This window comes from Amycolatopsis sp. NPDC003861 (assembly GCF_053605405.1).
Window position 1 is genome coordinate 25,109 of record NZ_JBSGJD010000065.1, and the last position, 14,678, is coordinate 39,786.

General features: G+C 72.8%; 10 protein-coding genes and 1 other RNA gene. All 11 read left to right on the plus strand.

The window, feature by feature from the left end:
• Positions 1-149: 149 nt before the first annotated feature.
• The 11 genes from ACWEVN_RS18365 to ACWEVN_RS18415 all read left to right on the plus strand — a co-directional run bounded on the left by ACWEVN_RS18365 (position 150) and on the right by ACWEVN_RS18415 (position 12,217).
• The gene (locus ACWEVN_RS18365; protein WP_452052017.1) at positions 150-818 is read left to right on the plus strand and encodes a DUF4142 domain-containing protein; all 669 of its coding nucleotides are present in this window, start codon (positions 150-152) and stop codon (positions 816-818) included.
• 8 nt (positions 819-826) lie between these two features.
• A complete protein-coding gene (locus ACWEVN_RS18370) occupies positions 827-1,639 on the plus strand; it encodes a 4Fe-4S domain-containing protein (RefSeq protein WP_452052018.1) in 813 nt (270 codons plus the stop codon).
• Positions 1,636-2,871, plus strand: coding sequence for an NAD(P)/FAD-dependent oxidoreductase (locus tag ACWEVN_RS18375; protein ID WP_452052019.1), 1,236 nt, complete (start codon positions 1,636-1,638; stop codon positions 2,869-2,871). The genes ACWEVN_RS18370 and ACWEVN_RS18375 overlap by 4 nt, the downstream gene beginning before the upstream one ends.
• A 30-nt stretch (positions 2,872-2,901) precedes the next feature.
• Positions 2,902-3,295, plus strand: an RNA gene (rnpB, locus tag ACWEVN_RS18380) — RNase P RNA component class A.
• A gap of 113 nt (positions 3,296-3,408) precedes the next feature.
• Entirely contained in the window at positions 3,409-4,263 is an 855-nt protein-coding gene (locus tag ACWEVN_RS18385) for an SCO6745 family protein (RefSeq protein ID WP_452052020.1), read from the plus strand.
• Between the two features lie 456 nt (positions 4,264-4,719).
• On the plus strand, positions 4,720-4,986 hold the full coding sequence (locus tag ACWEVN_RS18390) for a hypothetical protein (protein WP_004562703.1): 267 nt from the start codon (positions 4,720-4,722) through the stop codon (positions 4,984-4,986).
• Between the two features lie 10 nt (positions 4,987-4,996).
• Positions 4,997-5,479 (plus strand): hypothetical protein, encoded by a 483-nt coding sequence (locus ACWEVN_RS18395; protein WP_449686779.1) that lies wholly within the window; start codon positions 4,997-4,999, stop codon positions 5,477-5,479.
• A gap of 3 nt (positions 5,480-5,482) precedes the next feature.
• On the plus strand, positions 5,483-8,434 hold the full coding sequence (locus tag ACWEVN_RS18400; RefSeq protein WP_449686780.1) for an ATP-binding protein: 2,952 nt from the start codon (positions 5,483-5,485) through the stop codon (positions 8,432-8,434).
• Between the two features lie 103 nt (positions 8,435-8,537).
• Positions 8,538-10,607: a magnesium transporter gene (locus ACWEVN_RS18405; protein WP_452052021.1), complete on the plus strand. Its 2,070-nt coding sequence runs from the start codon at positions 8,538-8,540 to the stop codon at positions 10,605-10,607.
• A 3-nt stretch (positions 10,608-10,610) separates the two neighbouring features.
• On the plus strand, positions 10,611-11,213 hold the full coding sequence (locus ACWEVN_RS18410; RefSeq protein WP_449686782.1) for a hypothetical protein: 603 nt from the start codon (positions 10,611-10,613) through the stop codon (positions 11,211-11,213).
• A 17-nt stretch (positions 11,214-11,230) separates the two neighbouring features.
• Positions 11,231-12,217, plus strand: a complete 987-nt coding sequence (locus ACWEVN_RS18415) for a C40 family peptidase (RefSeq protein WP_449680451.1) — start codon at positions 11,231-11,233, stop codon at positions 12,215-12,217.
• Positions 12,218-14,678: the final 2,461 nt, after the last annotated feature.

A 14,678-nucleotide genomic window follows, 5' to 3' on the forward strand; every position in this document is an offset into this window, starting at 1 on the left:
GATGCAGCGTCGACGAGGACCGTCGACGGTCGGTTCACAATGTGTCTTGTGATACACATCACAGGTCACTAAAAGGTGACGGAGAGAACCGGATCACACTCCTGTCCCGTACCAGGAGATGAGGACTCCTTTGCGAAGGGACAACGGGGATGCCGCTCCGATTCGTGGCGTTGCTGGCCGCCGCGGCCGCGCTCGTGCTGGGCTGTGCCCTGCCGGCCTCGGCCGGGGAACTGCAGCAGTCCGACCGCGCCCTGCTGACCCGGCTCAAGCAGCACACGCTGTGGGCCGTGCCGTCGAGCAGGCTCGCCGTCGAGCGGGCCACCAACCGCCGCGTGCGCGCCGTCGCCGTCCGCATCGCCGACGACCAGGCCCGCCTCGACGTCGCCCTGCGCGCGGTCGCCGACCGGCTCGCCGTCACCCTGCCGGGGGAGCCGACCGACCAGGAGCGCGGCTGGGCCGACGAGATCGCCGCCGACTCCGGCGACGCGTTCGACCGCGCCTACGTCAACCGCCTCCGCGCCGAGTACGGCACGCTCTTCGGGCTCGCCTCCGACGTCCGCGCGGGCACCCGCGACGACGACGTCCGCGCGTTCGCCCAGACCGCCGTCGACACCTCGCTCGGGCACCTGACCCTGCTCGAGAGCACCGGGCTCGCCGAAACCACGTCCCTGCTCGTCTCCGCCACCGAGGACGACACCCTCGGCGGCGGCGCCATCGCCACCGGCGCCGTTCTCGTGGCTCTCGCCGCCGTCGCCACGTTCGGCCTGCTCCGCCTGCTCGGAACCCCCGGCAGGACCTCGCCGCGTCCCCGGAGGTAAGCCGCTCCATGTCCCCCCACGCCGCGCTGATCCCGGTGTCGCCGCACGACACCGGGATCGCCGAGGCCGCCACGCTGTCCGGCCGCCTCACCTACCTCTGGATGTGCCTGACGCTGTGCTGGGGCGTCCTCGCCGCGACCGGCTGGGTCCGCCGGTTCAGCGGCCAGGACGCGATCCGCACCGGGCACGTCGTGCTCGCCGCGTTCACCCTCGCCACCGGCACCCTGCACGGGCTGACTTTCCTCTTCCTGGAGGACGACCCGTTCGGCGTCGCCGACCTGCTCCTCCCCTTCTACGACGGCACGCCCCGGCACGCGCTGGGCATCGCCGGCCTCGAGCTCGTCATCGCCGTGTCGGTGACCGCCGCCCTGCGCCGCGGCACCCGCGAAGGCCGCTGGCTGCGGTTCCACCAGGTCGGGTACCTCGCCATCGGCCTGCTCGCCGTGCACGCGTGGCTCGGCGCCATCGCGAGCGGGCACCTCGCCGTCGTCTGGCTGGCCGGCATCACGCTGCTCGTCCCGCCGGTGCTGCTGTCGGTGCTGCGCGTGCTGCCCGCCGAGGCGCTGGCCCGGGTGGGGCTGGTCGCGCGGCCGCCCGAGGGGGACGGCCCGGAGCCGGCCACCGTGCGCGTCGACGTCGACAGCCAGCGCTGTCACGCCTACGGGGTCTGCCAGTCCGAAGCGCCCGAGGTCTTCCAGCTCGGCCAGGACGGGCAGCTCGCCTACGAGAAGCGCCCGGAAGCCCAGCTCGTCCCGAACGTCCAGGCCGCCGCGCGCGCCTGCCCCATGAGAGCCATCCACCTGTTGGGAGCCACCCGATGAGCGAACGCATCGTCATCGCCGGAGCCGGCCTGGCCGGCCTGCGCGCGGCCGAACGGCTGCGCGAACTCGGGTTCGACGGCGAAGTCGTCGTCCTCGGCGCCGAACCCGACATCGCCTACCACCGCCCGGCGCTGTCCAAGCAGCTGCTCACCGGGGCGGTCAGCCGCGCCGACACGCTGCTCGCCGACCCCCTGGAGGTCGACGCCGAATGGCGCTTCGGCACACCGGTCACCGGGCTCTCGCCGAACCGGCAGGTCGTCCACCTCCGCGACGAAGAACTCCACTACGACGGCCTGATCGTCGCCACCGGCGTCGAACCGCGCCGGATGCCCGGCGCGCCGCACGGCCACCCGCGCGTGGTCGTCGTCCGCACCCTCTCCGACACGATCGCCCTCCAGCGCGCCCTCGCCTCCAATCCCGGCCCGGTCGCCGTCATCGGCGACGGCTTCATCGGCTGCGAAGTCGCCTCCAGCCTGCGTGAGATGAACCGCGAGGTCGTCCTCTTCGGACGGCAGCGCGCCCTCCTGGCCGACGTCCTCGGGCCCGACATCGGCGACTGGCTCACGGCGCTGCACACCGCCCGCGGCGTCCACCTCGAACTCGGCACCACGATCCGCCGCTGGCGGCCCGCGCCCACGCACGTCGGCCTCGAGTTCGCCGACGGCCGCGCCCTCGAGGCCGCCTGCGTCGTGGTCGCGGTCGGCAGCGTCCCGGCGGTGTCCTGGCTGCGCGGCGCCAAGCTGCCGCTCGACGACGGCGTCGTCTGCGCCCCGACCTGCCACGTGGTCGGCTCGTCGACGATCGTCGCGGCCGGCGACGTCGCCCGCTGGCCCAACCTGCGCTTCGACAACGCACCGCACCGGGAGGAGCACTGGCTCAACGCCGTGGAGATGAGCCGCGCGGCCGCCGAGAACCTCCTGGCCGGGCCGCAGGGGGCCCCGGCCTACACGCCGGTGCCGCGCTACTGGTCCGAGCAGCACGGCGTCCGGATCCAGGTCGCCGGCCGCCCGTCGCTGGCCGCCGACACGGTGCTGCTGGAGTCCCCGGTCCCGGGCACCCGGCCGATCACCGGCTTCGTCCGCCAGGGCCGGCTCGTCGGCCTGATCGGCCTCGACAGCCCCGCCGCCGTCCTCCACTGGACCGCCGAACTGGCCCGCCAGCACCCGGCGCCCGCCGAGCCCCCGCCGCCGGCCCGGCCCCGCCGCCGCAGCGAGGCGGTGGCCGGTCACTGAGCCGGGCTGGGCTACGATCCAGCCTGCGGACGAGCTGGCAGGGCGGTCGCGGGCCGGGGCGACCCGGCCCGAGGAAAGTCCGGACTCCGCAGGGCAGGGTGGTTGCTAACGGCAACCCGGGGCGACCCGCGGGAAAGTGCCACAGAAAACAGACCGCCCCCGCTTTCGGGCGGGGGTAAGGGTGAAACGGTGGTGTAAGAGACCACCAGCGTCCCGGGCGACCGGGACGGCTAGGTAAACCCCACCCGGAGCAAGGCCAAGAGGGAGCGCGAGCTCCTGCGCAGGCGTTCGAGGACGGCCCGTCCGAGCCTGCGGGTAGGCCGCTGGAGCCTGCCGGCGACGGCAGGCCGAGATGGATGGCCGCCGCCCCGCGAGCCGCAAGGCGACCGGGGAACAGGATCCGGCTTACACGCCAGCTCGTCCGCCCTGTGCCCCAAGAGGCATCACGCGTGTTCCAACGGGCATCACGCGTGCTGCCTCTTCCGGTCCGCCGGAGCGCGGTTCCGTCGCGTGGTTACCCGGTAGTAGGGTGCGGGCATGGCGGGTGACGAGCAGCGGTTCAAGTCGGCTTTCGATTCCTTGCACGCCTTCGTGTACTTCGTACCCGAAGCCGAGGCCGCGCTCACCGGGATCGGGCTGCGGCCGGGCCGGATGCCGTACTTCGCGAGCCGGTCGGCGGCCATGGGGGCCGTCGGGCCGGAGGTCGTCGCGGCCACCTTCTACAACTTCAACCCCGAGGTCGTCGCCCGCGTGATCCCGCGCGCCTGGACCCTGGCGACGCCGGAGCAGGTCCTCGACGCGCGGCTCGAAGCCGTCGACAAGGCGCTGACCCGCCTCCTCGGCGACCACGTCAAGAGCGACGAAGTCGCCGAGGCCGCCGAACTCGCCCGCGAAGCCACCGCCGGCTGCCGCGCGGAAGGGCGTCCGCTCTACGCCGCGCACGCGGGCCTCGCCTGGCCGGGGGAGCCGTACCTCGTCCTCTGGCACGCGATCACGCTGCTTCGCGAGCACCGCGGCGACGGGCACATCGCCGCGCTGGTCCTCGAGGGCCTCGACGGGCTCGAAGCTCTCATCACCCACAGCGCCACCGGACGCGGGTTCAACCTCGCCGCCGCGAAGCTCACCCGTGGCTGGAGCGACGAGCAGTGGGCCGCCGCCGAGCGCCGGTTGGCGGACCGCGGGGTCCTCGACGCCGACGGCGTGCTGACCGACGGGGGCGCCGCGTTGCGCGACCGCGTCGAGGTCGCCACCGAGACGGCCGCGCGGGGGCCGTGGGACCACCTGGGGCCCGAGCGGACCGCCCGGCTCGAAGAGCTGTGCCGCGGTCTCAGCCGTCGCGTCATCGACGCGGGCGCCTTCCCGGACGGCGTCTTCGCCCTCGGCAGGCCCTGAACACCGGTCAAGATCACGCTATGTAGTGAAAAAGTTGTGAAGTATCGGGCACCCCGTGACGGACAGCACTCGCGGTCAAGATCGACATGGCCGCCGACCGGCGGACGGCTGTCACAGAGCGGACTCGCGGGACACGGCCGTTCGTGTCATGCAACACTGTTCCAGGCCGCACAACGGCCACAGTGTCAGTACCCACAGTGAGCAAATCCCGGGCAATGGGGTGAGTTCGTCAGCACACTGAGAAGTATGGGTGGCCGGGGTTCAACCCGAGGGCCCTTGCCGCGATGATGGTGGGCGTGGAGATTTCGGGTGCCGCGCGCACCACGACGGTTGACAAGCCAGCCGGTCTCCACGCTGTGCACTTTGACCACTACCCCTCGTAGCCCCCATGATGTTGTTCGAAGCACCGCCTGAGCCAGAACCGCGCGGCCCCCACCGCGCACCGGGAGTATCGCGATGATGACCTTGACCACCCTCGACACGCTGGCGGCCGGCGAACTGGGCACGGGCAACGTGCGCCAGTGGCTGCTCGACAACGTCATCCCCCTGGTGCTGCTGGCCGTCGCACTCCTGCTCCTGTGGCTGGGCGGCGGCAAGGGCGACAACGCCGGTGTCATGCGCCGGCTCGCCGGCGTGGTCATCGCGCTCGCCATCATCGGTCTCGCGGTCAGCGGCGCGGGCGTGAACGTGGGCCAGTGGATCGCCGGCCTGTTCACCGGCTGAGGCGGCCCGCGTGCGCATCAGGACCGACGACGAGGTTTACCGGGTCGACGCCGTGTGGCTCGGCCCGCCGAAAGCGACTTTTCCCTGGAGAGCCCGGTACGTCGCCTGGCTCATCGGCATCCCGACCTTCTTCCTCGTGCTCGGCGTCGAACGCTGGGCGGGGTGGAGCTTCGGGTTCTTCTCGACGGCGTGGGCGTTCATCGCCACCATCGTGATCACCCGGCTGCTCACCGCCAAGATCAGCCACGAGCGCCCGCTCGGGGCCGTGGTCGCGATGGCCGGGCGCGAGCTGAACACCCCCAGAGAGGTGACCACGGGCACGGGGGGCGCGGTCAGCGCCAGCCGCGTCCGGGTCCGGGCCGAGCGCCCGCTGCCGAAGCACAAGCGGAGGCGGCAGTACCAGCACCACGGCGGCCCGCCGGGGGCAGCCTTCACCCAGGGAGCACCACGAGCGCGCCGGAGCCGGGGCAACCCGGCTCGGGCCGGGAGGTAGTCGTTGTTCGGTCGCGGCGGTAGCCGAGGAAAACGGGGTCGGGACACCCACTCGGGCGCATGGCAACCGCCCGAGCAGGTCCGCGCGTCGCGGAACGGCTCGGGGAACAAGGCGCGCCTGCCCGGTGAGCAGGCGATTCCCGCGTATACCCCGTCGATCGCGGTGCGAAGCATCGACGGGCACCTGGTCCGCACCGGCGTCGAGGTCTACGCCTGGTACCGGCTGGCGCCGCAGCGCTGGTCGTTCCGCTCGGACTCCCAGCGGCGCGACCTGATCGCGGCCATCGCCGGCCAGTACGCCGAGCTGCAGGGCCGCTGGCTGCACCTGCGCGTGACGAACCGCCCGTACCCGATCCGGATGTGGGCCGAGGCGCACGTCTACAACGCCCACGGCCGCCCCGGCGACGTCCCGGGCGCGCTGTCGTTCGACGACTACCTGATCGGCGAGCAGCAGCAGCTGATGGGCCGCTCGATGGCCGAAAAAGAGGTCTACCTGGGTGTCCAGGTGCAGACCCGGCGGATGGTCGACCGCGCGGTCGAGCGGGCCGCGCCGGTGCTGCGCAAGATCCTGCCCGAGGCCGTCGACGCCGAGCTGACCGCGCTGGACTCCGAGGTCGAGCATCTCGACCAGGTCATCGGCAGCGCCGGGCTGGAAGGCCGTCCGGTGCACGCCGAGGAGATGTCCTGGCTGATGCACCGCTCGTGCTCGCTCGGGCTGCCCGCGCCGCGGAACATGCCCGCGGTGCCGGGCGCGGCCTGGGAGCCCGAAGACCTGGCCAGCTTCACCGACGCGGCCGACTACTACGCCGACCCGTACGCGCCGACGGTCACCGTCCGCGGCCGCACCGGCTCCAACGCCGGCGTCTCGCGGCACCTGGCGATCCTGACCGTCGGGCAGATGCACGGCCTGCAGATCCCCGAGGTCGACGACCCCTGGATCCAGCACGCCGACCGCCTGCCCGCCGCGGTCGAGGTGTCCGCGCGCATCTACGTCCGCCGCCCCGAAGAGGTCGCCGGCGAGCTGCAGCGCCAGATGAACAAGGTCCGCTCGCAGGTCAAGCACTACACCGACGAGCACGAGCTCGAGCCGCCGCAGTCGCTGTCCCGGCAGGCCGGGCGCGTGCTGGAGATCGACGACGAGATGACGTCGGGCTTCACCGCGCTCGCCACCCGTGTCCGCTCCTGGTGGCGGCTGGCGGTGTCCGGCCCGACCGAGCGCGACGCGCTGCGCCTGGCCCAGCAGCTGCTCGACCTGTACAAGCCGAAGATCGCCATCGAGCACCCCGAGGCCCAATACGCGATGGCCCGGGAGTTCATCCCGGGCGAGCCACTGGCCTCGGCGGCGTATATGCGCCGCGGCTCGGTGGTCTGGGCGTCCTCGGCGGTCCCGACGGCGACGGCCGAGGTCGGCGACCGCCGCGGCATCCTGCTCGGCGAGACGTGCACGGCGACCCGCCGCCCGGTCGCCTGGGACCCGTGGATGGCCCAGGAGATCCGCGACGGCTCCGGCCTCACCGCGATGGTGGCCGGCCTGGGTGGTGGTAAGTCGTTCCTCGGCGGCGGCATCGTCTACAAGACGCTGCGCGCGGGGGCGAACTGGACGATCCTCGACCCGTCGGGCCCGCTGTCGCGGCTGTGCGACCTGCCGGAGCTGCGCCCGTACGCGCGTCCGATCAACCTGCTCAACGCCCAGCCGGGGATCCTCAACCCGTACCGGGTGGTCGCCGAGCCGCTGATCGAGCACTTCATGGACGAGGACGACCCCGAGCGGTCCTGGCGCCGCGAGAAGGCCCTCGCGGGCGCGACCCGGCGACGTCTGGTGCTGGACGTCCTGACCGGTGTCCTGCCGTACGAGGTCTCCCGGATGGCCCAGACGCGGATCGTGCTGCTGCGCGCGGTGCGGGCCGTCGGCGGCCGGTTCGACGCCGATCCTGGCCAGGTAATCGATGCCCTGCGCCGGGATTCGTCGGAACACCACGAGCACGCGGGCGTCGTCGCGGACTTCCTCGACGAGATGCGCGAGCGCATGGCGCTGCTCATCCCGGAGACGGACGCGGACCCGTACTCGGAGACCCGAGACGACCGGCTCACCGTCTTGACGATGGCGGGGCTGACCCTCCCGAAGGACGGCGTCCCCCGCGAGTACTGGACGGACGCGGAGTCCCTCGGCGTCGAGATGCTGAACCTGGCGGCGTGGCTGACCCAGCGGTCGGTGTACGAGAAGCCGAAGGAGATGCGCAAGGGCGTCTGGATCGACGAGGCGTTCTTCCTGTCCGAGGTGCCGACGGGCCGCGTGCTGATGAACCGCTTCGCGCGTGACTCGCGCAAGTGGAACGTCCGCGTCCTGCTGTCGTCCCAGATCCCGGCGGACTTCCTGAAGATCCAGGGCTTCGTGGCCCTGCTGGACTCGGTGTTCGTCGGCCGTCTCGACGACGACGACGCCCAGGCGGACGCGCTCCGGTTGCTGAAGGTGCCGGTCGGCGTCGGGTACGAGCAGGTCGTGGCGGCGCTCGGACGCCGTCCCGGAGCCCAGCGGGGCCTGGAGCGGGACGTCGAGCCCCGCCAGTTCATCTTCGGTGACGGAGCGGGCGGCGTGGAGCGCATCCGCGTCGACTTCTCCGGCCCCCACCTGGACCACCTGCGTGCGGTCATGGACACGACCCCGGGTTCGAAGGACGCGGCGCCGTCCCGGCGCCCGGGCAACGAGCTGGCGCTGCCGGCGGAGGAGAAGAAGCCGTACGTTCCGGTGCCCCCGGAGGACGACATCGAGCTGGAGCAGGACTTCGAGCTGGCGGCGGAACTGGAGGTCGGCCTCGCCGACGAGAACCTCCTGGGCGCACCGGACCCGCTGGCCTCCGAGACGGGCGAAGTGGAGGGCGGCGTCCAGCCGTCCAACGGGCAACAGCAACACGCCCGCTCAGGTGGGAAGGGCGGCACCGGCCGGGACGCCGCATGAACGCGGCCCGGGAACGAGGCGTGCGCGCGGACGCGGGCCCCGGCCGCCGGGTCGCGGGTCGCCGCTCCGGGGCCGGTTCCGGCGCGGCCACAGGGGGTGCGGCATGAACACCCTGCTGACGTTGGCGGTGCTGCTGACGCTGGCCGCCGGGTGGCACGCCGTGAAGCGCCGCATCAAGGAAGGCCCGCCGGCCCGGCGCGTGCCGAGCCGCAAGGCGACCATGTTCGCCGTCATGCTGGTGCTCGGCCTGCAGGCCATCGCCACGGCCCCCGCGGCCAGCGCGGCGGCGTGCGGCGAGGCGCCGAACCCGGAACGCCCGGGTGCCGGGATGGTCGGCGCGATCGATCCGCCGGAGGGTCACGGCGAGCCGAACAGCGCCTACATCGACTACGGCTACGCGGGCATGGTCTGGAACACCTTCGAGACCAACTGCACGGCGGTGAACCTCACCCCGCCGGGGTCCACTTTGGATACCTGGGGTGGCAACCAGCTGTTCAACCTGGGCAAGAACATCGTCGGCGCGACGAACTCGCTGCACTACACGGTGCTCGAGGGCGGCCTGCTGAACCCGATCTACAACGCGGTGAAGTCCGGCGCCGAGAAGGTCTACAACAACATCTACGCCCAGCTGTTCGGCCTGGTCGCGCTGATCCTGTCGATCATGATGTTCCGCAACATCTGGCGCGGTGACCTGGCCGCGGTCAGCAAACGGGCGCTCTACGCGCTGGCCGGGGTGTGGCTGGCGGCGTCGTCACTGGCGATGCTGCGGTACTTCGACCCGATCGACAAAGCGATCGTCCAGACCACGACGAACATCCAGGCGGGGTTCGTCGACGAGAGCGGCGACCGGATCGTCCGCGACATCCTGCCGACCCAGCTCCACACGCAGATCGTCTACAACAACTGGCTGCGCGGGGAGTTCGGCACGCCGACGGCGCCGCAGGCCGAGCAGTTCGGCAAGCCGTTGCTCGACGCCCAGGCGTTCACCCGAAACCAGCTCGTGAACGGCGATGACGCCAATCAGTCCGTCATCGACGGCAAAAAGAACGCCTACAAGGACATCTCCACCAAGCTCGGCCCGGCCACCGGCTACTTCACCGGCGAGGCCGGCGGCCGCACGGGCGCCGGCTTCCTCTCCCTGGGCCAAGCCCTCGTCTACTCCCTCTTCCAGCTCCTGGCGAAAGCGTCAGTGCTACTGGCCCAGGTCCTCATCCGCCTCTTCGCCCTCACCGCGCCGCTCATCGGCCTGGTCGCCCTGCTGCACCCGGAGATCCTGCGCCGCGTGCTCAAGGTCGCCGGCGGGGTGGCCTTCAACCTCGTCGTGCTCTCCGTGCTCGCCGGGGTGCACGCCCTGCTGCTGCAAGCCATCTTCGATGCCGGCAACTCGCTGAACATGCTCACGCAGATGGTGCTCGCCGGGCTCATCACCGTGCTGCTGTTCATGGTCGGGCGGCCCGTGCGGCGGCTGTGGCAGATGGTCGAGATGTCGGTCAGCATGGTCGGCGCCGCGGTGCCGTCGCCCGGCGGCGGGATCTTCTCGCGGTTCCGGCGCAACAAGAACGGCCCGACCCCGCAGGACGAGTTCTGGCAGAACGTGCGCGACACCGACGACGTCGTCGACGGCGAGCAGCGCGGCCCGCTCGGGGCCACCGCCGGCGGCGGCCGGTTCCGGCCGGAAGCCACCATCTTCGCCAACGCCCAGCGCCTCGACAACGGCTCCCACGCCTCCCGCCCGGCCGCCGCCTGGTCCGGCGCGTGGCCGGGGGCCGTCGGCGGGGGCGGGTCCGCGGGCGCGCTGCCGGCGGGCGGACGTCCCGGCGCCCCGGTGTTCGGCCAGTACAACCCGGCCAACGGCGACGGCGGCGAGTACGTCGTCGTCGGCGCGGGCGGCCGTCCGACGACGCGGGAGGAGAGCCGGCGCGTCGACACCTCGCCGGTGGCCGACCGGCGCTGGAGCGACGAACCCGAGCCCGTCGTCGTGCCGTCCGACCTGCGGCCGCCCGAGTCCGGCTTCAGCGACTACGCGCCGCGGACGCCCGGCGTGCGCGCCCAGCCGCGGCGCGTGGACCCCGAAGTCGTCGCGGGCAAGCCGGTGTTCGTCCTCTACCGGCCGTCGCGGGGCATCGAGGTCCGCGAGGAGCCGCGGGACACCGACCAAGTGCTGGGGCGGTGACCGATGCCGATCCGCACCAACCGCGGCCGCGCCGCGGTCTACCGGCGCCTGTGGGGCTGGCCGCTGCGCTCGCCGCGCCACCTCGTCGGCGCGCTCGTGTTCCTGGCCATCCTCATCACCGCGCTCGGCATCGTGCTGCCGAAGGTGATCGGCAAGCCGCAGGCCAAGGCGTCCCCCGGCGGCCCGGGGACGACCACCTCGGCGACGTCGACCCCGCCGGGCGTCGCGGCGCCGGTCCCGACGTCGAACCTGCCGACCCGGCTGTCCACGCCGCTGGCCACCCCCACCCCGGCGGCGCCGAACGCCGACGCGATCCGCGTCGCCAAGGAGTGGGCCGCGGCCTGGGTGAGGCACCCGGCCGGGATCACCTCCGAGCAGTGGCTCGCGCAGCTGAAGCCGTACACCACCGAGGAGTACCTGCCGGTGATGTCGACGGTCGACCCGTCGAACATCCCGGCGTCGAAGGTCACCGGTGAGCCGGTCGTCGGCACGTCCTACCCGAGCTCGGTGCAGCTGACCATCCCGACCGACGGGCCGAAGCTGGCCATCACGGTGGTGAGCACCAACGCCGGCTGGCGGGTCGCCGACTACGACCAGGCGAGCTGACCGTGCGGCGCCTGGGGTTGTGGCTGGGGCTGGTCGTGTTCGTCGCGATCGGTGCCCTGGTCGTGACCGCGGTCGCCGCCAAGGTCGTCATCGACAACCAGCAGGCGCAGGCCCGGGGCGTCAACCTGATGAGCTGCGACGCCTCGGTCGGGCCGACGCAGCCCGGCCAGGGTGATCGCGGCACGGTCGACGCGTCGAAGCTGGACGAGGAGCAGCGCGGCATCGTCGCGCTGATCATCTCGATCGGCAAGCAGAGGACGCTCGCGCCGCGCGCGTGGCAGGTCGCGATCCAGGCCGGCATGACCGAATCCGGCCTGCACAACCTCACCTACGGTGACCGCGACTCCCAGGGCATCTTCCAGATGCGGCCGTCGATGGGCTGGGGATCGGTCGCCGAGGTGACGAACCCGACATACGCGGTCAACAAGTTCTACGACGTCCTGCTCGCGGTGCCGGACTGGGAGAACAAGCGGCCCGGCGACGCGGCGCAGGCGGTGGAGCGTTCGGGCTTCCCGGACCGCTACCACAAGTGGGAGCCGATGGCGGCGACGCTGGTGGAGACGGTCGGCCAGGTCGTCGACGTCGTCGCCTGCGGCACCGGCCTGGGCGCGCTGCTGCCGCCGAGCCAGGCGGCCGGGCAGGCGATCAGCTTCGCGCTGGGCGAGCAGGGCAAGCCGTATGTGTGGGGCGCCACGGGCCCGGATTCCTACGACTGTTCGGGCCTGATGCTGCGCGCGTACGAGTCGGCGGGGATCATCCTGCCGCGGGTCTCGCGCGACCAGTACCACGCCGGCGCGTACCTGCCGGTGCGCGACGCGCAGCCCGGTGACCTGCTGTTCCTCGCCACCGACCCGGCGGACCCGTCATCCATCCACCACGTGATGATGTACCTGGGGGACAACAAGATCGTCGAGGCGCAGCAGACGGGCGTCCCGGTGCACACCCGGGCGTTCTCGTTCGACGAGCGCGAACTCGTGCCGCAGGCGGTCCGCCCCGGCGTTTAGCATGGGTTGCGAGGGCCTGGACACCGATCGCACCGACGTCGCGGCCGCTTCCCCGAGCAGGTGGCCGCGTACTGGCAGAGGATGAGCACGTGGGACGCAAATTCGGCAGGAGGGGCAAGCCCGGAGCGGGCGAGCCCCGGGACCCGGCGGCGCTGTTCGGCGCGCCTCAGCCGCCCCGGCAGAGCGCGCGTCCCGTGTCCAGCACCCCGCTCGCCGACCAGCTGGGCCAGGGCTACCCGGGGGTCGACGCGGGGTACGTGGTGCTGCCGCGGTCGCTGGCCGAGGGCATGTCGCTGCCGTGGCAGCACCAGATGGCGGCGTTGCTGGCCCAATTCCACGCGGAGCACGCGGGCCTGGCGTGGCCGATCTATCGAGTGGTGCCTTCGCGCTACGAGAAGCTGGCGGACCTCGACGAGGAACAGCTCGCGGAGGCGGGCTACCTGGTGGAGATGGACGCGGACGGCGAGATGGTCTACCGGGAGAGGAGCGGGCGGAAGGTCCCGGACCCGGAGAACACGTCGGTCCTGGTGTCGTGCCTGGACCCGATCCCCAAGCCGGCCGCGCGACCCGCACCCCCGGCGGCGTCACCGTCCGGCTCGGCGGCGGCCCCGGCCCCGATGAACATCGGCCCGGCCCCGGTGTGGCGGACGGTACCCCACCCCCCGCCGGCGCAGTCGGTCCCGGGAACGCCTGAGCAGCAGGTGCCGGGGGCCTGGGCGCGCCCGGGTTCGTCCGGTGGCGGGGCGCCGGAGCCGGAGTGGTCGCTGACGGCCGAGCCGGACCTGCCGGGCCCGGTGAAGGCCCCGACCGCGCCCCGCCATGCGGCGCCGGATGCGGTCAGTTCTGCGCCTGAGCCGGTTCCTGCTGTGGAACGCCCGGCGCCTGAGGTCGTACAGGCTCAGGGGGCTCGTCCTGGGGCTGAGCCGGTGGATGTTCCGGAGACCGTCACCTCGTCCTCGGCGCCACGGGAGTCCGAACGGCCGCAAGGTGCCGTCTCGGGGCCCGACCTTGCGCCGGCAGCACCGCAGGACGTGGAGCAGCCAGCGACTGAGGTGCCGGCACCCGGTGAACCTGCGGCTCAGACGGAGGCGGCCGAATCGGTGGCGCTGGAGGCGGATCGGCCGGAGGCTGTTGCGTCGGTTTCGGCCGAGGCGGGGGATACGAGTGCTGAACCGGTTCCTGACCAGCAGGAAGCACCGGCATCGCGAAAGGCGGAGCTGCCGGAGGAAGCCGTAGCGGCATCCGCCGGAGCGGCATCGGACGAGGCCACTCGCCCGGAGCCGGTCGAACTTCCGGCCGAATCGGTGCCATCGAACGAGCCCCAGACCGACGCGGCCCCCGCAGCCGTCGAGTCGCAGGCGGGCGAGTCAGGCCGGACCGAGCCGGAAGATCCCAGCGCCGCGGAACGGAAGCTGGACCATCCGGCTGAGCCCATCCAGCAGGGCGTGCCGGCTGCGCCGCAAGAAGGGGACTCGGCTGGTTCGCAGCCGCAGCCGCAGCCGCCGGTCGGCGCACAGCCTGCCGCGGAATCGCAGACGGCGCCCGATGCCCCGCAGCCGATGCCTGCCGCGGAATCGCGGGCAACTCCCGAGGGCCCCCAGCCGACGGCCCCGTCTGGAGCGGAACAGCCGACACCCGTTGCCGTTCCGCAGCCGACGGCCGCCTCAGAAGTGGCGCCGCCCGCCGAGCCGTCGGTATCCGCTGCGGTTTCGCAGCCGACGGCCGCCTCAGAGCCGGAGTCGCCAGCCGAACCGCCGGCACCCGCTGCCGTGCCGCAGCCGGTGGCGCAGACTGGCGGCGCCCAGGACCGTGCCGAATCGAAGGCTGCCCCGGACGTTCCCCAGCCGAGCGCTGCCCCGGACGAAGCCCCTCAGCCGACCTCACCGGCTCCGATGACCGGTGCCCATCTGCCCAAGCCGCCCTGGGGGCCCGCAAACTTGCCGGCTCCCGGCAGCCCGGGCGCCACGCCCGGCAGCCACCCGGCCCCGGCTCAGGGCATCGGCTCGGCGCCTGCCGCCGCACAAGGCCCCAGCTCGGCACCTCAGGGCACCGGAGCTACGCCGGGAGCTGCACCCGTGCACGGCACGTCCCCGGTTCCCAGCGCCGCCTCGCTGTCAGGGACCCCACAGGGGCCGAGTCCTAAGCCGGGCACCACGCCCGCGCATGGCGGAGGCGCGGCCGGCTCCGAGATGACACCCGGCCGGCCCGTGCAAGGCCCGGTCGATTCCCCAATGGCACCCAGCGCTGCCCCGGTGCCCAGCCCAGTGCAAAGCCAGCCTGGTTCCCCAGCGGTATCCGGCACTCCGGCCGCCGGTCCGGCTCAAGGCGTGCCCGGCTCCCCGGCGGTACCCAGCACGCCGACGCCCAGTCCGGCTGGTGCCTCAGCGGCACCCGGGCCCCCGGCGCAGGGCCCGGCTGCGCCCGGCACTCCGGCTGCCGGTCCGGCGCAAAGTCCGGCTGC

Bases quoted from the DNA above. Each gene is read 5' to 3' on its own strand.
- ACWEVN_RS18370 (WP_452052018.1), top strand. From the start codon at position 827: ATGTCCCCCCACGCCGCGCTGATCCCGGTGTCGCCGCACGACACCGGG.
- ACWEVN_RS18390 (WP_004562703.1), top strand. From the start codon at position 4,720: ATGATGACCTTGACCACCCTCGACACGCTGGCGGCCGGCGAACTGGGC.
- ACWEVN_RS18375 (WP_452052019.1), top strand. From the start codon at position 1,636: ATGAGCGAACGCATCGTCATCGCCGGAGCCGGCCTGGCCGGCCTGCGC.
- ACWEVN_RS18405 (WP_452052021.1), top strand. From the start codon at position 8,538: ATGAACACCCTGCTGACGTTGGCGGTGCTGCTGACGCTGGCCGCCGGG.
- ACWEVN_RS18365 (WP_452052017.1), top strand. From the start codon at position 150: ATGCCGCTCCGATTCGTGGCGTTGCTGGCCGCCGCGGCCGCGCTCGTG.
- ACWEVN_RS18410 (WP_449686782.1), top strand. From the start codon at position 10,611: ATGCCGATCCGCACCAACCGCGGCCGCGCCGCGGTCTACCGGCGCCTG.
- ACWEVN_RS18385 (WP_452052020.1), top strand. From the start codon at position 3,409: ATGGCGGGTGACGAGCAGCGGTTCAAGTCGGCTTTCGATTCCTTGCAC.